Below are 21,358 nucleotides of genomic sequence, written 5' to 3'. Positions count from 1 at the left end.
GTGCCTTTGTCGCTACGAAGGCCGCACAGGTTCAGAGCGGGCGGATCCCCCAGGTGCCGGTGGTCGACTCCCCCGGCGCCAGCCGGCGCACGCCCACGCCGCTGCGGAGCGCGTCGGGCGGGCAGGTCATCGGCTCGACGGCCAGGCCGCGACGGCGCCGCGACGGCGGCTCGACGGCGTCACCGGTGAACACCTGCAGGTGCGTGTAGGACGCGTCGGCCCACAGCGCGGCGCCGCGGCCGTCGGGGCCGGTGAACCGCACCTCGATGTTCCCGTCGGCGTCGCGCGCGAGGTCGGTGAAGCAGTCGTCGACCCGCAGGTCCCCGATCCGGCGCCCCGCGCGCAGGTCGAACGGCGTGCCCTCCACCGGCTCGGTGCCGGTGGGCAGCAGCCGGTCGTCGGTGGTCAGCCGGGTCGCGGCGGGGAGCACCAGGGTGCAGTCGTCGACCCGCAGCCCGGCCGGCGCGGCGAGGTAGGGGTGGTGGCCCTCGCCGTAGGGCAGGTCGGTCTCCCCCTCGTTGGTCGCCGTCGTCGTGACCCGCAGCCCCTCGGCCGACAGCTCGTACCCGACCCGCAGCCGCAGCGCGAACGGGTAGCCCGTCTGCGGGTGCAGCAGGTGCTCGAGCACCACCGAGTCGTCGCTGCGGGCCAGCAGCCGCCAGGCCGCGAAGCGGACCAGCCCGTGGATCGCCGTCCCCCGCTCCGGCTCGGTGACCGGGGTGCGCAGCTCCTGCCCGTCCCAGTGCCAGACGCCGTCGCGCAGCCGGTTGGGCCAGGGCGCCAGCACGTTGCCGCGCACGTCGAGGGCCATCTCCCCCGCGCCGTATCCGTCGACGACGTCGCGGCCCCCGGCGGTGTAGGTGCGCAGGCCGCCGCCCACCTCGACGACGACGGCCTCGGCGTCCCCGCTGCGCAGGACGTGCTGCTCGCCGGTCGGGAGGACGCTCACCCGAGACGCTCGCCGTCGACGGCGGAGAACAGGTGCACGTGCCCGGGCCGCGGGGCGACCTGCAGGACGTCGCCCTTGGCCGGGGGACGGCGGCCGTCGACGCGCACCGTCACGGGGTGCCGCTCCGCCCCGGTGTCGGCGTGCCCGTAGACGAAGGCGTCGGCGCCGAGCTCCTCGACGACGTCGACCTCCACGGGCAGGCCCGACACGCTCATCTCGAGGTCCTCGGGCCGCACGCCGAGCACGACGCGGTCCGCGCCGGCCGCGGCCAGGACCTCGCGGGCCACCGGGTGCACGTCCGCGCCCAGCCGCACCCCGCCGTCGGCGACCGGCAGCTCGAGGAGGTTCATCGCCGGCGAGCCGATGAAGCCCGCGACGAACGCGTTGCGCGGCCGGTCGTAGAGCTCGCGCGGCGTGCCGACCTGCACCAGCAGCCCGTCGCGGAGCACCGCGACCCGGTCGCCCATGGTCATCGCCTCGGTCTGGTCGTGGGTGACGTACACCGTGGTGGTGCCCAGCCGGCGCTGCAGCGACGCGATCTGGGTGCGGGTCTGCACCCGCAGCTTGGCGTCGAGGTTGGACAGCGGCTCGTCCATGAGGAAGGCCTGCGGCCGGCGGACGATCGCCCGGCCCATCGCGACCCGCTGCCGCTGACCGCCCGAGAGGGCCTTCGGCCTGCGGTCGAGGTACTGCTCGAGGTCGAGCAGCCGGGCCGCCTCGCGCACCCGCGAGGCCGACTCGGCCCTGCCGACCCCGGCCATCTTCAGCCCGAAGGCCATGTTGTCGGCGACGGTCATGTGCGGGTACAGCGCGTAGTTCTGGAAGACCATCGCGATGTCACGGTCCTTGGGCGGCAGGTCGGTGACGTCCCGGTCGCCGATGAGGATGCGGCCGCCGTCGACGTCCTCGAGACCGGCCAGCATCCGGAGCGACGTGGACTTGCCGCAGCCCGACGGGCCGACCAGCACGAGGAACTCGCCGTCGGCGACCTCCAGGTCGAGCGCGTCGACGGCGGGGCGCTCCGCGCCGGCGTAGCGGCGGGTCGCGGAGTCGTAGGTGACGGTGGCCATGGGGTGCTCCTCAGGGGTACGGCGACGGTGCCGGTCGTGCTGGTCGGTGGTCGGGGGGCGTCGGGGTTCGCGGTCAGGAGAGGGAGAGCGCCGTCCAGGAGACCGGCGGCAGGACGACCCGGAGGCTGCCCCCGGTCACGGCTGCCCGGTCGTTGGGCCGCAGCCGGACCCGGTCCTGGTCGTCGCTCGTGTTCGCCGCGTACGGGTCTGGGTCGGAGAGGGTCAGCGCCTCCTCGACGGCGCCCACCCCCAGCGGGGCGAGGTCGACGGTGACCTCCGCCTCCTCCGTCTGCGAGCGGTTCACGAGGAAGAGCGCGGCCCGGCCGTCGTCGGTCGTGGCGGCGGCGTCGACGACCGGCACCTCGCCGTACTCGGCGGTGTCGGAGCCGGGGCAGTCGACGTCCACCCGGAGGGAGACGCCGCGCGCCAGGCGGGCGGTCGTCGCGAACGGGAAGAACGTCGCCTTGCGCCACGCCGGTCCGTGCGGCTCGGCCGCGATCGGGGCGATCACGTTGACGAGCTGGGCGAGCGAGGCGCTCGTGACCCGGTCGGCGTGCCGGAGCAGCGACATCAGCAGGCTCCCGACGACGACGCCGTCGGCCACGGTGTAGGGCTCCTCGCTGACGGGTGGCGCGAGGGGCCAGTCGTCGATGCGCTTGGCGAGGCCGGCCGGGACCTTCGACAGGTACCAGACGTTCCACTCGTCGAACGAGATGTCGATCGTCCGGGGGCTCTTGCGCACGGCCTTCACGTGGTCGGCGGTGGCGACGACGGTCTCGATGAACCGGTCCATGTCCGTCGCGGAGGCGAGGAAGGAGCCGAGGTCGCCGTCCTTCTCCTCGTAGTACGCGTGGCAGGAGATGTAGTCCACGTCGTCGTAGGCGTGGGTGAGGACGGTCCGCTCCCACTCGCCGAAGGTCGGCATGCCGGCGCCGGACGAGCCGCAGGCCACCAGCTCGAGGCCCGGGTCGAGCTGGCGCATGGCCTTCGCGGTCCGGGCGGCGAGCTTGCCGTAGTCCTCCGCCGACAGCTGGCCGAGCTGCCACGGGCCGTCCATCTCGTTGCCCAGGCACCACATCCGGACGTCGAACGGCTGCGGGCGGCCGTTGCGGACCCGCTGGTCGGCGAGCGTGGTCCCGGCGGGCACGTTCGCGTACTCGAGCAGGTCCAGCGCCTCGAGCGTGCCCCGGGTGCCGAGGTTGACGGCCAGCATGAGCTCGGCGCCGACCCGCTCCAGCCACGCGGCGAACTCGTGCAGCCCGACCTCGTTGGTCTCCGTGCTGTGCCAGGCGAGGTTGAGCCGGACGGGGCGCTGGTCCCGCGGCCCCACGCTGTCCTCCCACCGGAAGCCGGAGACGAAGTTCCCGCCGGGGTACCGGACCGTGGTCACCCCGAGCTCCCGGACCAGGTCGACCACGTCCCGGCGGAAGCCGTCCTCGTCGGCCTGCGGGTGCCCCGGCTCGTGGATGCCGCCGTACACGCCGCGTCCCATGTGCTCGACGAACGCGCCGAAGAGCCGGCGGGACACCGGGCCCACCGGTCGCGCCGGGTCGACGGCGAGGCGTGCGCGCAGCATCAGACCCCCCGCGCCCCGAGCACCCCGCCCAGCCAGGCCAGCTGCGCCCGCTGCTGGAAGGCCTGCCCGCCCTCGTGGTCGTTGAACGGGTAGACCTCGATCTCCTTGGGCCCGCCGTAGGCGGCGTACGCCGCGAAGACCGTCGACGGCGGGCAGATCTCGTCCATGAGGGCGACGGAGAACAGGGCCGGCGCGGACGCCCTGCGGCCGAGGACCGCGCCGTCGAAGTAGGAGAGCGTCCGGAAGACGCGGTCCACGTGGTCGCGGTGGGCCCCGAGGTACCGGGAGATCTCGGCGTACGGGTCGCCGGCGGCGATGCGCGCCGCCCGGGGGAAGTCGCAGAGGAACGGCACGTCGGGCATGACCGCCCGCACCCCGTCGGCGAGCGCGGCGACGGCCAGCGCGATCCCGCCGCCCTGGCTGATGCCGGTCACCGCGACCCGCTCGCCGTCGACCTCCGGGTGGCTCCGGAGCACCTCGAGCGCCCTCGTCGCGTCGGTGTAGACGCGCCGGTAGTAGTAGTCCTCCGGTGCGAGCACGCCGCGGGTCGTGAACCCGGGCTGCGCGGCGGCGGAGCCGACCGGGTCGCCGGTGCTCCCCACGGCCCAGCCGCTCCCCTGGCCGCGGGTGTCGACGACGAGCTGCGCGTACCCCGCCGACGCCCAGAGGACGTGCTCGTGGGGCAGTCCCCGCCCGCCGTTGTAGCCCTGGAACTGGACGACCCCGGGCAGCGGGCCGTCCCCGCGCAGCGCACGGGCGGGCAGGTGCAGCCAGGCGCGGACCTCCGACCCGCCGGAGCCGGCGAAGGACACGTCCTGGGTCTCGACGGTCAGCAGCCCGCCGTCGACCGGCGTGCAGGACACGTCCAGCGGCCGCTCGGCCGCCTCGGCCAGGGTCGCCGCCCAGAAGTCCCAGAGGTCGTCCGGGGCCGGGAGCTCCGGGCGGTAGCGCCGGAGCTCCTCCAGCGGGAGGTCGGTCTGCGGCATCAGGCCCCGCTCCGCCGGACGACGCTCTCGGGGTGCAACCGGCGGTCGACGCCGACGGCGCGGCGGCCGCCGGTGAGGGTGAACGGCAGCACCTCCCGCACGTCGGCGCTGGAGGCGCCCACCCGCAGCTCCACCTGGCCCGGCTCGACGATCCGCGCGCCGTCACGCCCGGTGAAGGAGGTGAGGTCGGCGTGCAGGGTGAACCGCACGGTCGCGCCGGTCCCAGCCGGGAGGTCGACCCGCCGGGCGGCGAGGAGGGCCTGCACCGGGCGGACCACCTCGGCCACGGGGTCGTGCAGGTAGACCTGCACCACCTCGGTGACCTCGCGGTCGGTGTCGTTGCGGAGCTCGACCTCCACCTCGGCGGTGCCGTCGGTGTCCCACTCCGGCCCGCCGACCGCGCGGACGCCGGCCCAGGTGGCGGCGCCGTAGCCCAGCCCGTGCCCGAACGGGAACAGCGGGGTCGGGTCCACCGTGCTCACGTCGGTGCGCCGGCCCAGGGGTGCGGCGAGGTAGGTCGCCGGCTGGCTGCTCCCCGCGCGCGGGAAGCTCACCGGCAGCCGGCCCGACGGGGACACCCGCCCGCTGAGGACGTCGGCCACCGCCGGCCCGCCCTCCTCGCCGGGGAAGAACCCGCAGACCACGGCGGCGAGCCGGTCGACCTGGCGCGACAGCTCGTAGGGGCGCCCGACGAGCAGGACCAGCACGACCGGCTTCCCGGTCGCGAGCAGGGCCTCGAGCAGCTCCTCCTGGCGGCCGGGCAGCCGCAGGTCGACCGCGTCGCAGCCCTCCCCCGAGGTGCCGTTGCCGAACAGGCCGGCCTGGTCACCGAGGACGGCGACGCAGACGTCGGCGTCGGCCGCGGCGCGCGCGGCGGCCGCGATGCCCTCGTCGTCGCCGCCCAGCACCGGGCAGCCCTCGGCGACCACGACGTCGAACGCCTCCGGAGCCGCCCGCAGCGCGTCGGCGAGCGTCGGGATGTCGACGCCCACGGGCACGTCGGGGTGGTGCACGCCGACGTGCATCGGGAAGGAGTAGCAGCCCAGCATCGCCTGCGCGGTGTCGGCGCGGGGACCCACCACCGCCAGGCGGAGCCCCGCCCGCAGCGGCAGCGTCCCGTCGTTGGCCAGCAGCACCACCGAGCGGCGGGCGAGCTCCCCGGCGACGGCCCGGGACTCCGCGGAGTCGAGGTCGACCGCGCCGTCGACGACGGCCGGCGAGTCCGGCGACCAGTCGGGGTCGAGCAGGCCCAGCTCGCACTTCTGCAGCAGCACCCGGCGCAGCGCCCGGTCCACCAGGCCCTCGTCGACGGCCCCGCCGCGCACCGCCTCGACCAGCGGCTGGCCGTAGCAGGCCACGGTCGGCAGCTCCACGTCGATGCCGGCCTCGAGGGCGCGCGCGGCCGCCTCCGCCGGCGACCCGGCGACGCCGTGCAGGGTCTGCAGGAAGGCGATGGAGAAGTAGTCGGCGACCACGGTGCCGGTGAACCCGTAGGTCTCCCGCAGCAGGGTCGTGAGCAGCGCCGGGTCCGCCGCCGCGGGCACGCCGTCGACGTCGGTGTAGGAGTTCATCACCGAGCGGGCACCGGCCCGCAGCGCCATCTCGAACGGCGGGAGGAGCACGTCGGCGATCTCCCGGGGCCCGGCGGAGACGGGCGCGAGGTTGCGCCCCGCCCGCGAGGCGGAGTAGCCGACGAAGTGCTTGAGGGTGGCCACGATGCCGCTGGACTGCAGGCCGCGGACGTAGGCGCTGCCGATGGTGCCGACCAGGTGCGGGTCCTCGCCGATGGTCTCCTCGACCCGGCCCCAGCGCAGGTCGCGGGCGACGTCGAGCACCGGGGCGAGCCCCTGGTGGACGCCGAGCCGGCGCATGCCCTGCCCGATCAGCGCGCCCATGCGCTCGACGAGGTCCGGGTCGAAGCTGGCTCCCCAGCACAGCGGCGAGGGGAACGCGGTCGCGGTCCACGCCGCGAGCCCGGTGAGGCACTCCTCGTGCACCAGGGCGGGGATCCCGTGGCGCCCGGCGGCCGTGATCGCCCGCTGGCTCTCCGCGAGGCCCTTGGCCCCCACCAGCGGGTCGACCGGCGCGGTGCCGAACGGGCGGGTCAGCTGCCCGAGCCCGCTGCGGATCAGCTCCTCCCAGTCCACCGGCGCGGCGGCCATCTCGTGCTGGTGCGGCGCGACCTCGCCCGCGGTCGCGTCGATGCCCACCCAGACGCCGTAGAGCTGGGCGACCTTCTCCTCCAGCGTCATGCGCCGGATCAGGTCCGCCACCCTGTCCCGGGCGGGGAGGTCGGTGTCGCGCCAGGGCGCCTGCTGGGTGTTCCTGCCGGTGTCGTCGTTGGTGCCCATGCTGTGGGGGAGTCCGTCCTGTCTCGTGCGTTGCTGGTGCGGCCGGGTGGTGCGGCGGTCAGGCCAGGGTGACCTCCGACAGCGGCGCGTCCGGCCGCAGCCGCCACGACGCGGAGCGGTCGCCCATCGACACCGTGTAGTCGCCGGCCCACCCCCGCACGGCGACCCGGCCCTCGGCGTCGGTCCGCAGCCGGGTCGGCGCGAGCCACCACTCGTCCTTGACCAGGCCCCGCAGGGCGTCGTAGGCCGGCTTGGGGGTGCCGTCGGCCCGCACCAGTCCCGCGGGGGCGCCGAGCCAGGCCCCCCGGTCGGTGATCCCCCAGTAGGTCACGGCCTCGACCGCGGGGTGGGACAGCAGCGTCCGGTAGTGGCGGACGATCTCGTCGGCCTGCCGCTGTTCGCCCTCGGGGGTCGAGGGCCACTCGTCGACCTGGTGGTCGTTGAGGTCGACGATCTCCGGGGGCATCAGGTCGCCGGACACCAGCGTCGTCTCGGTCCAGTGCAGCGGGAGGCCGTAGCGGGCGAACCGCTCGAGGACCTCCTGCGTCCGCTCCTCGCCCCAGTAGCCCTGGTGCATGTGGCTCTGCAGCCCGATCGCGTCGACCTGCACGCCGGCCTCGAGCACCCCCTCGACCAGGCACTCGTACGCCGTCGAGAGGTTGAAGTCGTTGAGCACGAGGGTCGTCGCCGGGTTCGCCCGGCGGGCCTCCTCGAAGGCCAGGCGGATGGTCGGGATGCGGCCGATGCGGCGGCTCAGCCGGGTGATCGCGTTCTGCCGGTCCTCGTTCGCGAACACCGGCATGATCACGACCTCGTTGATCGCGTCCCACGTGTCCACCAGGCCCGCGAAGGACGTGACCTCGCGCCGGACCCGCGCCCGCACGATCTCCTCGACCTCGTCGTCGGAGTACTCCACCAGCCAGTCCGGGGCGAGCGTGTGCCAGACCAGCGGGTGGCCCTTGACGGACACCCCCCGGTCGCGGAACCACGCGGCCGCCGCCTGCAGGCGCCGGGTGTCGGGCTGCCCCTCGACCGGCTCGAAGCCGGCCCAGTAGAACGGCAGGGTCGCGGTGTTGAACACGTCCAGCCAGAGGTCCTCGAGCCGCTCGGCCGCCTCCGGGTCGGCTCCGCCGAAGACGTTCTCGCGCCCCTCGCCGTGCTCGCCGTTGGCCAGCCCGACGAAGTCGAAGCCGATGTTGCCGAAGGCGACGTCGTGCCGGACCTGCTCGACCAGCACGTCCGTGTCGGGGCAGGGCGAGCCGTCGGCGGAGCGCACGATGACGGTGCCCTCGATGCGGCGGACGGCGTCCGTAGATGTGGAACAGGTCACGAGGAAATCGTTATCGACAACGATTGACAGCGCAAGTCCCGGCTGCGACCTTCGTTGGTGTGTTCCACGCCACCGCGGCGTGCGAAGGACGAAGGAGTCAGACATGCGGCGTTCGGGACGAGCAGCCCTCTCGGTGCTGTGCAGCAGCGCGGTGCTGCTGACGGCCACTGCCTGCGGCGGTGGCGACAGCAGCGCCTCCGGGGGCGACGACAACACGATCACCTGGTGGCACAACTCGAACAACGAGCCCGGCAAGGGCTACTACGAGCAGGTGGCCGCCGACTTCGAGGAGGCCAACCCCGGCGTCGAGGTCGAGGTCGTCGCCATGGCCCACGAGGACATGGTCGACAAGCTCGAGGCGGCGTTCCAGAGCGGCGACGTGCCGGACGTCTACATGGAGCGCGGCGGCGGTGAGCTCGCCGACCACGTGGAGGCCGGCATGGTCCGCGACCTGTCCGAGGACGCGGCCGAGGAGATCGAGAAGATCGGCGGCCAGGTGTCGGGCTGGCAGGTCGAGGACCAGACCTACGCGCTGCCGTTCTCCGTCGGCGTCGTGGGCTTCTGGTACAACACCGAGCTCTTCCAGCAGGCGGGCATCACGGCGCCGCCGACCACGATGGAGGAGCTGGCCTCCACCATCGAGACCCTCAAGGGCGCCGGCATCACGCCGATCTCGCTCGGCGCGGGCGACAAGTGGCCGGCCGCCCACTACTGGTACTACACGGCGGTGCGCGCCTGCTCCGAGGACGTGCTGACCGACGCCGTCACCAGCCTCGACTTCTCCGACCCGTGCTTCGTCCAGGCGGGCGAGGAGCTCGAGTCGCTGATCGGCACCGAGCCCTTCAACCCCGGCTTCCTGACGACGCCGGCGCAGGAGGGTGCCACCTCGGCCTCCGGCCTGCTCGCGACCGGGCAGGTCGCGATGGAGCTGACCGGCCACTGGGAGCCCGGCGTCATGCAGGGCCTCACCGAGGACGGCCAGGGCCTCGGCGACAAGACCGGCTGGTTCCCGTTCCCGGCGGTCCAGGGCGGCGAGGGTGACCCCGACGCCCAGCTCGGTGGTGGCGACGCGTGGGCGGTCTCGCAGGAGGCTCCCGACGCGGCGGTCGACCTCGTGAAGTACCTGCTCTCCGACGAGGTGCAGACCGGCTTCGCCGAGAACGACATGGGTCTGCCGACGAACCCCGCCGCCGCGGGCGCCGTCTCCGACCCGGCCCTCGCCCAGCTGCTCGAGGTCCGCGACGCGGCGCCGTACGTGCAGCTCTACTTCGACACCGCCTTCGGGGCCTCCGTCGGCGGTGCGATGAACGACGCGATCGCCCTGATGTTCGCCGGCGAGGCGACGCCGCAGGACATCGTGGACCAGACCCAGCAGGCCGCCGACCAGGAGCAGTGATCCGACCATGACCTCCCAGGGCGCCGTCACGGCGGCGGACCCGGGGGCAGCGGTCACCCGGCGCGCGGACGCGCGCCGGGTGACCGGCCGGTCCCCCGGTGGGACCGGCCGCCCCCGTCGCGACACGGGCCGCAAGCGCCTGGAGATCCTCTTCTTCGTGGCGCCGGCCCTGGCGCTGATGGCCGTCTTCGTCGTCTACCCGGTCTTCTCCGCGGCCCGGATGTCGTTCTACCGCTGGAAGGGCTTCGGCCCGATGGTGGACTTCGTCGGCCTGGAGAACTACGCCCGCGTGCTGGCCGACGACGTCTTCACCGACGCGGTGGTGCACAACTTCCTCATCGTCTTCGCGTCGATCCTCGTGCAGCTGCCGCTGGGGCTGGCGCTGGCGCTGCTGCTCAACCGCCGCATCAGCGGGCGGGGGCTGCTGCGGACGATCATCTTCGTCCCGTACGTCCTCGCCGAGGTCATCGCCGGCGTCGTGTGGTTCCAGCTGCTGCAGCCCCGGTCCGGACTCCTCGAGACCATGCTGGGCTCGGTGGGGATCCCGGTCCCCGAGCAGGGCTTCCTCGGCACCCCCGACCTGGCGCTGGCCACGGTCTTCGTGGTGCTCACGTGGAAGTACCTGGGTCTGGCCGTGCTGCTGTTCCTGGCCGGCCTGCAGGGGGTCCCCGACGAGCTCTCCGAGGCCGCGCAGCTCGACGGCGCCTCGTGGTGGCAGACCCAGCGCCGGATCGCGATCCCGCTGCTCGCGCCGACCATCCGGACCTGGGTCTTCCTGTCCATGATCGGCTCGCTGCAGCTCTTCGACATGGTCTGGATCCTGACCGGCGGCGGGCCGGCGAACGCGACGACCACGATGGCGACCTACCTCGTCAGCCAGGGCACGCAGCGGAGCAACTTCGGCATCGCCGGGGCCGCGTCGGTCGTGCTGTTCCTGATCGGGTTCGCGCTGGCCGTCGCCTACCAGTTCCTGGTGCTGCGCCGCGACACCAAGGTGGACACGTGAACCTGCTGGAGATCCGCGAGAAGGAGGCCCGGTGATGGCACGACGGGCGACGACGTACGGGCGGGGCGGCCCGCTGGTCTACCTGGTGGCGGCCGCCGTCGTGGCGGTCACGCTCGGGCCGGTGCTCTACGGGGCGCTCGGCGGCTTCCGGAGCAACGAGCAGCTGGCGCGCGACCCGGCCGGGCTCCCCGACCCGTGGGTGCTGGACAACTACCGGGGCGTCCTCACCAACCCCGACTTCTGGACCTACGCGCTGAACTCGACGGTGGTCGCGCTCATCACCACGGCGGTGGCGGTGCTCGCCGGCGTGATGGCCGCCTACCCCCTGGCGCGCTACCAGTTCCGGTTCCGTGAACCGCTGTTCCTGGTGTTCGTCCTGGGGCTGCTCTTCCCGGCGGCCGTGGCCATCGTCCCGCTGTTCATCCTCGTGACGCGGGACCTGCAGCTGGGCAACACCTGGTGGGGGATCGCCCTGCCGCAGGCGGCGTTCGCGCTGCCGACGACGGTGGTGATCCTGCGGCCGTTCCTGATGGCGTTGCCGAAGGAGGTCGAGGAGGCGGCCATGCTCGACGGCGCCTCCCGGGTCGGCATCTTCTGGCGGATCGCGCTGCCGCTGTCGATGCCCGGCCTGGTCACCGTCGGCGTCCTGGCCTTCGTCGCCTCGTGGAACGCCTACCTGCTGCCGCTCCTGCTGCTCCAGGGGGACATGCGCACCCTCCCGCTGGGCGTGGCCGACTACTCGACCGAGCACTCGGCCGACACCGCGGGGGTCCTGGCGTTCACGACCATCGCGATGATCCCCGCGCTGATGCTGTTCCTCGCCATGCAGCGGCGCATCGTCAGCGGGCTCCAGGGGGCGGTGATGGGCTGAGCCGGCGCGGCCCGGAGCCGCCGCGAGGACGGCTCCGGGCCGGGCCCGCCACCACCGATGTCCCAGCCGATGTCCTGGACAGCGCAGCCCCCTCCTCTGGCACTGTGACCACCGAGGGCCTGACCGAGAAGAGGACCATGGAACTCGATGCCCCCCGGGACGACGTCGTCGGCCCGGGACTCGTGGTGGGACCGGGAGAGGGACCGGCCACCGCGGACTCCCCGCTGCCGGCCCCCCGCGGCCGGGTGACGATGCAGCAGGTGGCCGCGGAGGCCGGCGTCTCGATCTCCACCGTCTCCAAGGTCATCAACGGCCGGTACGGCGTCTCCGCCGAGACCGTCGACCACGTGACCCGGGTCATCACCCGGCTCGGCTACGAGGCGAGCCTCGTCGCGCGGAGCCTGCGCAACCGCCGGACCAACGTCGTCGGCGTCCTCGTCATGGACTTCGAGCCCTTCAGCACCGAGGTCCTCAAGGGGGTCGCCGACGGGATCCACGGCTCCGGCTACGAGCTGATCGCCTACTCCGCCGGCGGGCACGTCGAGGCGCGGGTGGGCTGGGAGCGCCGGTCGCTGTCCCGGCTGATGGGCAGCCTCGTCGACGGCGCCGTCCTCGTCACCCCGACGGTGACCGACGTGCAGTCCGACGGACCGGTGGTGGCGGTCGACCCGCACACCGGTCCCGCCGGGCTGCCCTCGGTCGCCGCCGACAACCTGCAGGGCGCCCGGCTCGGCGTGGAGCACCTGATCGGGCTGGGGCACACCCGCATCGGCACGATCACGGGGCGCTCGGACCTGCTGTCCGCGCAGCAGCGGGAGCAGGGCTACCGCGAGGCGCTCGCCGCCGCGGGGCTGCCCGTGGACGAGGCGCTGGTGCGGTCCGGCGGCTTCGACCCGGAGATCGCCCGGAAGGCCGCCCACGAGCTGCTCACGCACCCGTCCCCGCCGACCGCGGTCTTCGCGGCGAACGACCTCTCGGCGCTGGCGACCCTCGAGGTCGCGGCCGAGCTCGGCGTGGACGTGCCGCGCCGGCTCTCGGTCGTGGGCTTCGACGACATCCCGGAGTCCGCGCTCGCCGATCCCCCGCTCACCACGGTGCAGCAGCCGATTCGGCAGATGGGCAGGGAGGCCGCGGAGATGCTCCTCGCCCTCATCTCCGGCGAGGAGCTCCCCCGCCGGCACCGCACCCTGACGACCTCCCTGCTCCGGCGGGCGTCCACCGCCCCGCCGGGCCCGGCGTCCTGACCGGTCCGGGGTCCCTGCGTCAGAGCCCGACGAGCTCCTCGAGCGCGCCGACCTCCTGGCGGGTGAGCCGGCGGATCGAGCCGCTGCGCATCCGCTGCAGCGAGATCGGGCCGACGGCGGTGCGGGTGAGCCGGGAGACCGGCAGGTCCACCGCGGCCAGCAGCCGCCGCACGATGTGCTTGCGGCCCTCGTGCAGCACGACCTCCACCACCGACTGCCCGGCGTGGGTGTCGACCACCCGGAAGGAGTCGACCCGCACCGGGCCGTCCTCCAGCTCGATCCCGGCGCGCAGCCTGCGGTGCAGGTCGCGCCGGACCGACCCCGACACCTGCGCGAGGTAGGTCTTGCGCACCTCGTAGCTGGGGTGGGCCAGCCGGTGGGCGAGCTCGCCGTCGTTGGTGACCAGCAGCAGGCCCTCGGTGTCCTGGTCGAGCCGGCCCACGTGCACCAGGCCGGGCGCGAGGTCGCCGACGATGTCGCCGACGGTGGGCCGGGCGCGGTCGTCGCTCATCGCCGTGATCACCCCGGCGGGCTTGTTCAGCGCGTAGGTGACCCGGTCGTCGCGCAGCTCGATCCGCTGCCCGTCGACGGCGATCCTGTCCCTGGCCGGGTCGACCCGCATGCCCTGCACGGTGACGACCGCGCCGTTCACGCTGATCCGCCCGCGGTCGATCATGTCCTCGCAGACCCGCCGCGAGCCGACGCCGGCGCGGGCGAGCACCTTCTGCAGCCGCTCCCCCTCGCGCTCGGGGCTCGCGGAGGGCGCCTGGTCGCCGGGGTGGGCGGGAGCGAGCTCCATCTGCTCCGACCAGCCCTCCCCGCCGGGGGTGCCGGGGAGGTCGTCGGGATGCGCTGCGGTGTCCATCCCCTCCAGTCTCCCACCCCGCGGGCGGACGCCGGTCGCCGCGACCGGGCGGGCGCCGGGTCAGCCCTCGGGGGTCTCCCGGGCGACGTCGGCCGCGTCGGGCAGCAGCGGCGCGAGCGGCGGCAGCTCGTGCAGGCCGGTCAGCCCGAGCCGCTCGAGGAACAGCGGCGTCGTCCCGTAGAGGCCGCCGCCGCTGTCGGGGTCGGTGCCCACCTCGGTGACCAGTCCGCGGGAGAGCAGCGTGCGCATGACCCCGTCGACGCCGACACCGCGGATCGCCGACACCCGCGCCCGCGTCACCGGCTGCCGGTAGGCGATGACGGCGAGGGTCTCCAGCGCCGCCTGGGTGAGCCGGCTGCGCGTGGCGCCGGTCAGGTGGCGCTCGACGACGGGCGCGAAGTCCTCGCGGGTGTAGAGCCGCCACCCCTCCCCCGCCCGGCGCAGCACGATGCCCGACCGGCGCTCGTCGTAGCCGGTGGCGAGCTCGGTCAGCGCGGTGCGCACCCGGGGGACCGCGACGCGCAGCGCGGCGGCGAGCGTCGCCTCGTCCACCGGGCCGTCGGCGACGAACAGCAGCGCCTCCAGGCCGCCGCGCAGCTCGTCGGGGTCGAGCTCCTCCGCCGGCTCCTCCGCCGGCTCCGGCTCGGGTCCGGGCTCCGGCTCGGGCATCCCCGGCAGGACCATCGGCTCGTCCGGCACCGGCGGGACGTCGTCGGCCGGCGGCGCGGGGCGCTCGGCCACCCGGGCGGCCAGCTCCGCGGCGACGGCGTCCCACACGGCGGGGTCGGCGTCGGGCCGGTCGGCGGCCTCCTCGCGGGTGGCCGCCAGCTCCGCGGCCAGCGCCTCCCACGAGACGGGACCGCGCTCCTCCGGCCCGGTCACGACGCGACCCGCCCGTCGTCGGCCGCCCCGCCGAGGTCGACCACCGCGGCGACCGTGGCCGGCCCCGTCCAGCGCACGTGCAGCTCGCCCAGCGGGGTGAGCTGGGTGAAGGTGACCCGCTGCTGCCGGTAGAGCTCGAGCAGCGCGAGGAAGCGGGCCACGACCTCCAGCGTGGAGGCGCAGTCCCCGGTGAGGGCGCGGAAGGTCACGGTGCCCGCACCGAGCAGCGCCGAGCGGACGGCGAGCAGCTGCTCGGCGACGCTGACCGGCGGCGCGTGCAGGTGGGTGACCCCCACCGTCGGCGGCTCCTTCGGCGTGAGCGCCCGCGCGGCGAGCGCGGCGAACCGCTCGGGTGTCACGCCGAGCAGCACCTCGGGCAGCGCCGCGGCGAACCGCGGCTCCAGCGGCGCCTCGCGCGGGTGCCGGCGGACGGCGACCGCCTCCCGCTCGCGCAGCACCGCGGCGGCCTCCTTGTACGCCCGGTACTGCAGCAGCCGGGCGAAGAGCAGGTCGCGGGCCTCGAGCAGCTCGAGGTCCTCCTCGTCCTCGATCTCCGCGGCCGGCAGCAGCCGGGCGGCCTTGAGGTCGAGCAGCGTGGCCGCGACGACGAGGAACTCGCTGGCCTGGTCGAGGTCGAGCTCGTCGCCGAGCGCCCGCAGGTGGGCGATGAACTCGTCGGTGACCACCGACAGCGCGATCTCGGTGACGTCGAGCTGGTGGCGGCCGATCAGCTGGAGCAGCAGGTCGAACGGGCCCTCGAAGTTGGTGAGCCGCACGGTGAAGCGGCCGGCGTCGGCCGGCTGCGGCGCGGTCACGACCGCGCGCGCTTCTCCGCTCACGGAGGGCAAGGGTATGCCCCCGCCCGCCTCAACCCTTGAGGCGGCGCACCAGGACGGAGTCCTCGCCGTTCTCGGCCAGGTCGGCGAGCAGCACCGACACCGCCTCGCGGACGATCCGGCCGCGGTCGGCGGCGACGCCGTGCTCCGCCCGCAGCGACAGCCGCGCGCTCTCCAGCGCCAGCAGGTCCTCGGCGGAGATGTAGACGGTGATCTTCTCGTCGTGCCGGGTCCGGCCGGCGCCGCTGGCGCGGGCGGCCTTGCCGCGGGTGCGGGCCCCGGGCGCCGGCGCGGGCGGCGGCGCCGGGGCGCGGAACGCGGCCAGCGGGTCGGCGGGGGCGCCGCCGGGCACCAGCGTCAGCGACGCCGGCTGCTCGGGCTCCGGCCCGGCCGCCGCCCGGCGGGACGTGCGCAGCGCCGAGGACGCCGCCGTGGAGCTCAGCGGGGTCAGCTCGGTGACCTCTGCCGCCGGCGGGGTGTCGGTGCGCCGGAACAGCTCGTCGGCACCCGGCAGCACGGGTCGACGTGTCACAGGGAGATGACCTCCTTCGCCAGGTCGCGGTAGGCGGCCGCACCCGAGGAGGTCGGCGCCCAGGTGGTGATGGGCTGACCGGCGACGGTGGTCTCCGGGAAGCGCACGGTGCGGTGGATGACGGTCTGGAAGACGGTGTCGCCGAATGCCTCGACGACGCGGCTGAACACCTCGCGGCAGTGCACGGTCCGCGAGTCGTACATCGTGGCGAGGATGCCGTCGATCTCCAGCTCCGGGTTGAGCCGCTCCTTGACCTTGTCGATGGTGTCCACCAGCAGCGCCACGCCGCGCAGCGAGAAGAACTCGCACTCCAGCGGGATCACCACGCCGTGCGCCGCGGTCAGGGCGTTGACGGTGAGCAGGCCCAGCGAGGGCTGGCAGTCGATGAGGACGTAGTCGTACTCGTCGCGCACCGAGTCCAGCTTGCGCAGCAGGGTCTGCTCGCGGGCGACCTCGCTGACCAGCTGCACCTCGGCGGCAGACAGGTCGATGTTGCTCGGGACCAGGTCCAGGCCGGGCACGTCGGTGCCCACGCGGACGTCGGCCAGCGTCGTGTGGCGCTCCATGAGGGCGTTGTAGATGGTGCGGTCCAGCTGCTGCGCCGGCACGCCCAGGCCGACCGACAGCGCGCCCTGCGGGTCGAGGTCGACCAGCAGCACCCGGCGGCCGTACTCCACCAGCGAGGCGCCCAGGTTGATCGTCGACGTCGTCTTGCCGACGCCGCCCTTCTGGTTGCACATCGCGATGACGCGGGCCGGCCCGTGCCGCTCGAGGGGCGGGGGCTCGGGCAGCCGGCGCTGACGCGCGCGGGCCGGGTCCAGCCGCGACGCGGCCGCCCCCATCTCCCCGCCGTCGGCCGGGAGTGCGAGCGCCTGACCGGCCACGTCCCCTCGGATCGCCATGAGTGCCCACTCCTCCGTGCTCCCCCGCGGTGCCGGCCGTGGTCGGCCGGCCCGGTCCGCTCGGGACGGGCACGACGGTAGGGAGATCACCTGCACCGATCCACGGGACACGCCGCCGCTGGCGGAAGTTGCCGGTGGCCGCCGGCTACTGCTCGGTAACGCCGGGCAGATGGTGACAACCGGGACGGTTCCGGCTCGTCAGGAGAGCGCGCGCGGGTGGCTACCGGCGTAGACCTCGCGCAGCTTGTCGACGGTGACCAGCGTGTACACCTGCGTCGTGGTCACCGAGGCGTGGCCGAGCAGTTCCTGCACCACGCGCACGTCGGCGCCGCCGTCGAGCAGGTGGGTGGCGAAGGAGTGCCGCAGGGTGTGCGGGGAGACGTGCGCGACGAGCGAGGCGTCCCCGGTGCGCTCGGCCGCCGAGCGCAGGATCGCCCAGGCGCTCTGCCGCGACAGCGGCCCGCCGCGGGCGTTGAGGAACAGCCGCCCGCCGCGGACGCCGCCGCGCCCCGCCGCCGCCAGCGCCGGGCGGGCGCGGACCAGGTAGTCCTCGACGGCGCGCAGCGCGTAGCTGCCCACCGGGACGATGCGCTCCTTGCCGCCCTTGCCGGCCAGCCGCACCACCGACTGGCCGCGGTCGAGGTCGTCGACGGCCAGGCCCACGGCCTCGGAGATGCGCGCGCCGGTGCCGTAGAGGACCTCCAGCAGCGCCCGGTCGCGCAGCCCGCGCGGGCCCTCCACCGCGCCCGCGGCCTCGATGAGCGCCACCACGGCCTCCACCGGCACCGCCTTGGGCAGCCGCCGCGCCGGCGCCGGCGGCCGCACCTCCGCGGCGACGTCACCGGGCACCAGCCCGTCGAGCAGCGCGAAGCGGTGCAGCCCCCGGACGGCGACGACGGCGCGCGCGGCCGACGTCGCCGACAGCGGCGGGTGCTCCTCGTCGCCGGCGCGCAGCGCGGCGAGGAAGCCCGCGACGTCGCTCTCGGCGACCTCCCCGAGCCCGCGCACGCCGGCCGCGGCGAGGTGGGCGGTGTAGCGGCGCAGGTCGCGGCGGTAGGAGGCGATCGTGTTGGCGGCCAGCCCGCGCTCGACGGCGAGGTGGTCGAGGTAGCCCCCGACCACCCGCTCGACGTCGGTGTCCCGCGCGGGCGTGCCGGCCGGCGGTGCGACGGTCAGGGCAGGACCTCCTCCCACGGCACGGCGGTCATCCCGTGCGCCTCGGCCACCTCCGGCAGCACGACCTGCCCGGCGACGACGTTGACGCCGTGGGCCAGGGCCGGGTCGGCGGTGACCGCCGCCCGCGTCCCCTTCTCGGCCAGCGCCATGACGTAGGGCAGCGTCACGTTGGTCAGCGCGTGCGTGGAGGTGTTCGGGACGGCACCGGGCATGTTCGCCACGCAGTAGAACACCGACTCGTGCACCCGGAAGGTCGGGTCGTCGTGTGTCGTGGGCCGGCTGTCCTCGAAGCAGCCGCCCTGGTCGACGGCGATGTCGACGAGCACCGAGCCCGGCTTCATCCGCGACACCAGCTCGTTGCTCACCAGCGTGGGGGCCTTCGCGCCGGGCACGAGCACCGCCCCGATGACCAGGTCGGCGTCGAGGACGGCGCGCTCGACCTCGTAGGCGTTGGAGGTCACCGTCTGCAGGTGACCGCGGTAGATGCTGTCGGCGGCGCGCAGCTTGTCGATGTCCCGGTCCAGGACGACGACCTCGGCCTGCATGCCCAGGGCGATGGTGGCGGCGTTCATGCCCGACACCCCGGCGCCGATGACGACGACCTTGGCCGCGTAGACGCCGGAGACCCCGCCGAGCAGGACCCCGCGCCCGCCGTGCGCCCGCTCGAGGCTGTGCGCGCCGACCTGCGGCGCCATCCGCCCGGCGACCTCGCTCATCGGCGCCAGCAGCGGCAGCGCGCCGTTCGCCGTCTGCACGGTCTCGTAGGCGATCGCGGTGGTGCCGGAGGTGACCAGCGCGTCGGTGCACTCCTTGGACGCCGCCAGGTGCAGGTAGGTGAACAGCGTCTGTCCCGCCCGCAGCCGGGAGTACTCCTCGGCGATCGGCTCCTTGACCTTGAGCAACAGGTCGGCGTCGGCCCAGACGTCGTCGGCGCTCGGCACGATCCGCGCGCCGGCGGCGGTGAAGTCGGCGTCGGGGATCGACGAGCCCTCGCCCGCCCCCTGCTCGACGAGCACGGTGTGCCCGGCACGGGTCAGCTCGGTGACACCGGCCGGGGTCAGCGCGACCCGGTACTCCCTGTTCTTGACCTCTCGGGGCACCCCGACGTGCATGGTGGTCCACTCCTGTCGCTGCGGCCGGGCCGAGGTCGTCGGTCCCGCGCCTGTCGTCGGGCGTCCCCGGTGGAGGTGCCCCTCACCGGACCCTAGCCAGCGCCCGTGCTGCCGTCAGTGCGCGGAGCGCCGACGATGGCTCGGGTAGTGGCCGGGTCACCCCTGCGGAGGAGGAACACCCCGATGCGCCTGTACGCCTCGCGCCCCGACCGCCGGCTGGGCCAGGTGCTGGCCGACGCCGGCATGGTCGCGTGGCTGGTGCTGTGGGTGCTGGTCGCCCGGGTGGTGCACGACGCGGTGCTGGTCCTGGCCGAGCCCGGGCAGGCGGTGGAGGACCTCGGCGCCTCGGTGGCCGAGGACATGGGCTCGGCGGCGTCGGCGGCCGAGGACGTGCCGGTGGTCGGCGACGAGCTGTCCGCGCCGCTGGAGTCCCTCGGCGACGCGGCCGGCTCGGTCAGCGGCGCCGGGCAGGCCGCGCAGGACGCCGTCGCCACGCTGGCGACCGTGCTCGCCGTCGTCCTGGTGGTGCTGCCGGTGGGCTGGCTGCTGGCGCGCTGGCTGCCGTGGCGGCTGCGCTGGGTGCGGGAGGCCTCGGCGGTGTCCCGGCTGCTGCGCGGCGCCGACCCCGACCTGGAGCTGCTGGCCGCCCGGGCGGTGGCCACCGCTCCCCTGCCCCGGCTGGCGGCGCTGCCGCCGGGCACCGGGGCGGCCTGGCGGGCCGGCGACCCGGCGGCGGTGCGCGTGCTGGCCGGGCTCGAGGCCGGCCGGCTGGGGCTGCGGCTGCCGGTGCCCGACGGCGTCGGGTCGGGCGCCACCGCACCGGCGCCCCCGCGCTCGGGTTGAGACCGGCGCCCCGGGTGCCGAAGTCCCTGCCGATCCGGGAGGTGTCGGTGGGACGAGCGGGACGAGGGGCGTCGAGGTCGCGGCGACGGCGGCGGGGCCCGTCTGCGGGCGGGATCGCCGGCCGGGTGACCGTGGTCGCGGCCCTGGGCCTGGTGACGCTGTCGGCGCCGGCCACGGAGATCGCCGCCGAGGTGAGCGCGTCGTGGGCGCCGTTCCGCGCCGCCGGCACCACCGCCCGCCCGCAGCCGGCGCCGGCCGCGGCCGCCCCGCCGGCGGTCGCCGCCGTGCCGGAGCCGGCCGTCGAGACCCCCGCGCTCGCGCTGCCGGTGCCGCGGCGGCTGGAGGTCGAGCTGCCGCCGCCGATGGTGCCGCGCGGGCAGCCGCTGCAGGTCACGCCGCCGCCGGCCGAGTGCGGCGGCTACGGCAACCCCCGGCAGGTCACGCCCGGCGTGGTGCCCGGGCCGGGGTCGGCGACGGTGACCTGGCAGGCCGACGGCCGCGACGACGTGCGGGGCTACCGGGTCACCGCGGTCAGCCAGCAGCTGGTGACCGGGGAGCAGCCCGCGCCGCCGCGGGTCGACGTCGCCCAGCGCGACGACTGCGGCGAGGTGCGCGCGGTGCTCGGCGGCCTGACCCCGGGCGCGCCCTACGTGTTCTGGCTCGAGGAGGCGCTGCTCGATGCCGACACCGGCGTCGTCGAGTACGTGCAGGTCGGCTCGTCGAGCGCGGTCGTCGTCGGCTGACCGCCGATCTCGTGCGTCGAGATCGCGCGATCTCGGCCGCGACACGCCGTCCCGCGCGCCGAGATCACGTGATCTCGACAGAGGTCGTCAGGTGGCGTCGACGGGGCGCAGCGTCGTCCCGGCCGCGCGGTGCTGGGCGGCGGCCAGCAGCCCGACGACGGCGGCGGAGTTGCGGATCGCCCCGTCGAACACCCGCTGCACCGCGTCCGCCAGCGGCACCCGCTCGACGGTCATGTCGAGCTCCTCGTGCTCGGCGGTGAACCCCTCGGGCAGGTCGGCCTCGGTGAGCCCCTCGGCGAGGTAGACCAGCACCTGCTCGTCGCAGAAGCCGGGCGTGCTGAACGTCGTCGTGAGCAGCGACCACCGGTCGGCGGCCAGCCGCACCTCCTCGGCCAGCTCCCGCTGCGCGGTGGTCAGTGGGGCCTCGCCCTCGGCGTCGCGCAGGCCGGCCGGCAGCTCCCACAGGTAGCCGCCCACCGGGTGCCGGTACTGGCGCAGCAGGACGACCCGGCCCTCGTCGTCGAGCGCGACGACGGCCACCGCGCCGGGGTGCCGGACCACCTCGCGGACGCTGTCGCCCCCGCCGGGCATGGCGACGGTGTCCCTGACCAGGGTGATGACCCGGCCCTCGTAGACCGTCTCGGTGCCCAGCACCCGGTACCCGCCGTCGGCGGCCGGCTCGCCCACC

General features: G+C 75.0%; 20 protein-coding genes. 6 read left to right on the top strand and 14 right to left on the bottom strand.

The features are described 5' to 3' along the window. Positions 1-31: 31 nt before the first annotated feature. The 6 genes from ACI79O_RS16230 to ACI79O_RS16205 all read right to left on the bottom strand — a co-directional run bounded on the left by ACI79O_RS16230 (position 32) and on the right by ACI79O_RS16205 (position 8,262). Complete coding sequence (locus tag ACI79O_RS16230; RefSeq protein WP_456887581.1) at positions 32-949, bottom strand: aldose 1-epimerase family protein; 918 nt, start codon at positions 947-949, stop codon at positions 32-34. Beyond that, the gene (locus ACI79O_RS16225; RefSeq protein WP_456887583.1) at positions 946-2,019 is read right to left on the bottom strand and encodes an ABC transporter ATP-binding protein; all 1,074 of its coding nucleotides are present in this window, start codon (positions 2,017-2,019) and stop codon (positions 946-948) included. Before ACI79O_RS16225 ends, ACI79O_RS16230 begins: the two co-directional genes overlap by 4 nt. A gap of 73 nt (positions 2,020-2,092) precedes the next feature. Beyond that, positions 2,093-3,595 (bottom strand): arabinosylfuranosidase ArfA, encoded by a 1,503-nt coding sequence (gene arfA, locus ACI79O_RS16220; protein ID WP_456914656.1) that lies wholly within the window; start codon positions 3,593-3,595, stop codon positions 2,093-2,095. Further along, positions 3,595-4,581, bottom strand: coding sequence for an acetylxylan esterase (locus tag ACI79O_RS16215; RefSeq protein ID WP_456887587.1), 987 nt, complete (start codon positions 4,579-4,581; stop codon positions 3,595-3,597). The genes arfA and ACI79O_RS16215 overlap by 1 nt, the downstream gene beginning before the upstream one ends. After that, positions 4,581-6,932, bottom strand: coding sequence for a beta-xylosidase/alpha-l-arabinosidase (locus ACI79O_RS16210; protein ID WP_456914655.1), 2,352 nt, complete (start codon positions 6,930-6,932; stop codon positions 4,581-4,583). The genes ACI79O_RS16215 and ACI79O_RS16210 overlap by 1 nt, the downstream gene beginning before the upstream one ends. Before the next feature lie 58 nt (positions 6,933-6,990). Next, on the bottom strand, positions 6,991-8,262 hold the full coding sequence (locus tag ACI79O_RS16205) for an endo-1,4-beta-xylanase (protein WP_456914654.1): 1,272 nt from the start codon (positions 8,260-8,262) through the stop codon (positions 6,991-6,993). A 103-nt stretch (positions 8,263-8,365) separates the two neighbouring features. On the opposite strand from ACI79O_RS16205, the gene ACI79O_RS16200 reads away from it, so the two are divergent. The 4 genes from ACI79O_RS16200 (at position 8,366) to ACI79O_RS16185 (ending at position 12,779) form a co-directional block, all read left to right on the top strand. Beyond that, complete coding sequence (locus ACI79O_RS16200) at positions 8,366-9,658, top strand: extracellular solute-binding protein (protein WP_456887593.1); 1,293 nt, start codon at positions 8,366-8,368, stop codon at positions 9,656-9,658. Between the two features lie 7 nt (positions 9,659-9,665). Continuing rightward, a complete protein-coding gene (locus ACI79O_RS16195) occupies positions 9,666-10,664 on the top strand; it encodes a carbohydrate ABC transporter permease (RefSeq protein WP_456914653.1) in 999 nt (332 codons plus the stop codon). 34 nt (positions 10,665-10,698) lie between these two features. Continuing rightward, a complete protein-coding gene (locus ACI79O_RS16190; RefSeq protein ID WP_456914652.1) occupies positions 10,699-11,535 on the top strand; it encodes a carbohydrate ABC transporter permease in 837 nt (278 codons plus the stop codon). Between the two features lie 137 nt (positions 11,536-11,672). Beyond that, a complete protein-coding gene (locus tag ACI79O_RS16185) occupies positions 11,673-12,779 on the top strand; it encodes a LacI family DNA-binding transcriptional regulator (protein WP_456887597.1) in 1,107 nt (368 codons plus the stop codon). A 19-nt stretch (positions 12,780-12,798) separates the two neighbouring features. On the opposite strand, the gene ACI79O_RS16180 is transcribed toward ACI79O_RS16185, so the two are convergent. The 7 genes from ACI79O_RS16180 to ald all read right to left on the bottom strand — a co-directional run bounded on the left by ACI79O_RS16180 (position 12,799) and on the right by ald (position 19,084). Continuing rightward, the gene (locus tag ACI79O_RS16180; protein WP_456914651.1) at positions 12,799-13,644 is read right to left on the bottom strand and encodes a pseudouridine synthase; all 846 of its coding nucleotides are present in this window, start codon (positions 13,642-13,644) and stop codon (positions 12,799-12,801) included. Positions 13,645-13,704: 60 nt separating this feature from the next. Beyond that, positions 13,705-14,526 (bottom strand): SMC-Scp complex subunit ScpB, encoded by an 822-nt coding sequence (gene scpB, locus ACI79O_RS16175; RefSeq protein WP_456887599.1) that lies wholly within the window; start codon positions 14,524-14,526, stop codon positions 13,705-13,707. After that, complete coding sequence (locus tag ACI79O_RS16170; RefSeq protein ID WP_456914650.1) at positions 14,523-15,365, bottom strand: segregation and condensation protein A; 843 nt, start codon at positions 15,363-15,365, stop codon at positions 14,523-14,525. The genes scpB and ACI79O_RS16170 overlap by 4 nt, the downstream gene beginning before the upstream one ends. A gap of 28 nt (positions 15,366-15,393) precedes the next feature. After that, the gene (locus tag ACI79O_RS16165; protein WP_456887601.1) at positions 15,394-15,894 is read right to left on the bottom strand and encodes a hypothetical protein; all 501 of its coding nucleotides are present in this window, start codon (positions 15,892-15,894) and stop codon (positions 15,394-15,396) included. Next, complete coding sequence (locus ACI79O_RS16160; protein WP_456887603.1) at positions 15,891-16,796, bottom strand: ParA family protein; 906 nt, start codon at positions 16,794-16,796, stop codon at positions 15,891-15,893. Before ACI79O_RS16160 ends, ACI79O_RS16165 begins: the two co-directional genes overlap by 4 nt. 198 nt (positions 16,797-16,994) lie before the next feature. Then, positions 16,995-17,990: a site-specific tyrosine recombinase XerD gene (locus ACI79O_RS16155; RefSeq protein ID WP_456877590.1), complete on the bottom strand. Its 996-nt coding sequence runs from the start codon at positions 17,988-17,990 to the stop codon at positions 16,995-16,997. Next, positions 17,969-19,084 (bottom strand): alanine dehydrogenase, encoded by a 1,116-nt coding sequence (gene ald / locus ACI79O_RS16150; protein ID WP_456887605.1) that lies wholly within the window; start codon positions 19,082-19,084, stop codon positions 17,969-17,971. Before ald ends, ACI79O_RS16155 begins: the two co-directional genes overlap by 22 nt. A gap of 183 nt (positions 19,085-19,267) precedes the next feature. Between ald and ACI79O_RS16145 the strand changes: the two genes are divergently transcribed. Then, positions 19,268-19,927, top strand: coding sequence for a hypothetical protein (locus ACI79O_RS16145; protein WP_456887607.1), 660 nt, complete (start codon positions 19,268-19,270; stop codon positions 19,925-19,927). Positions 19,928-20,052: 125 nt separating this feature from the next. Next, the gene (locus ACI79O_RS16140; protein ID WP_456914649.1) at positions 20,053-20,670 is read left to right on the top strand and encodes a hypothetical protein; all 618 of its coding nucleotides are present in this window, start codon (positions 20,053-20,055) and stop codon (positions 20,668-20,670) included. An 87-nt stretch (positions 20,671-20,757) separates the two neighbouring features. On the opposite strand, the gene ACI79O_RS16135 is transcribed toward ACI79O_RS16140, so the two are convergent. Further along, positions 20,758-21,357 (bottom strand): NUDIX domain-containing protein, encoded by a 600-nt coding sequence (locus ACI79O_RS16135; RefSeq protein ID WP_456914648.1) that lies wholly within the window; start codon positions 21,355-21,357, stop codon positions 20,758-20,760. Between the last annotated feature and the right edge of the window lies 1 nt (position 21,358).

The organism is Geodermatophilus sp. SYSU D00696, assembly GCF_054050235.1.
Note: the sequence above shows the minus strand (reverse complement) of the source record. Positions and strands in the feature narration are given on the sequence as shown.

Coding starts and splice junctions, on each gene's coding strand:
- ACI79O_RS16225 (WP_456887583.1), bottom strand. CDS start 2,019: ATGGCCACCGTCACCTACGACTCCGCGACCCGCCGCTACGCCGGCGCG.
- ACI79O_RS16180 (WP_456914651.1), bottom strand. CDS start 13,644: ATGGACACCGCAGCGCATCCCGACGACCTCCCCGGCACCCCCGGCGGG.
- ACI79O_RS16210 (WP_456914655.1), bottom strand. CDS start 6,932: ATGGGCACCAACGACGACACCGGCAGGAACACCCAGCAGGCGCCCTGG.
- ACI79O_RS16185 (WP_456887597.1), top strand. CDS start 11,673: ATGGAACTCGATGCCCCCCGGGACGACGTCGTCGGCCCGGGACTCGTG.
- ACI79O_RS16215 (WP_456887587.1), bottom strand. CDS start 4,581: ATGCCGCAGACCGACCTCCCGCTGGAGGAGCTCCGGCGCTACCGCCCG.
- ACI79O_RS16195 (WP_456914653.1), top strand. CDS start 9,666: ATGACCTCCCAGGGCGCCGTCACGGCGGCGGACCCGGGGGCAGCGGTC.
- ACI79O_RS16200 (WP_456887593.1), top strand. CDS start 8,366: ATGCGGCGTTCGGGACGAGCAGCCCTCTCGGTGCTGTGCAGCAGCGCG.
- ACI79O_RS16190 (WP_456914652.1), top strand. CDS start 10,699: ATGGCACGACGGGCGACGACGTACGGGCGGGGCGGCCCGCTGGTCTAC.
- arfA (WP_456914656.1), bottom strand. CDS start 3,595: ATGCTGCGCGCACGCCTCGCCGTCGACCCGGCGCGACCGGTGGGCCCG.
- ACI79O_RS16160 (WP_456887603.1), bottom strand. CDS start 16,796: ATGGCGATCCGAGGGGACGTGGCCGGTCAGGCGCTCGCACTCCCGGCC.
- ACI79O_RS16145 (WP_456887607.1), top strand. CDS start 19,268: ATGCGCCTGTACGCCTCGCGCCCCGACCGCCGGCTGGGCCAGGTGCTG.
- ald (WP_456887605.1), bottom strand. CDS start 19,084: ATGCACGTCGGGGTGCCCCGAGAGGTCAAGAACAGGGAGTACCGGGTC.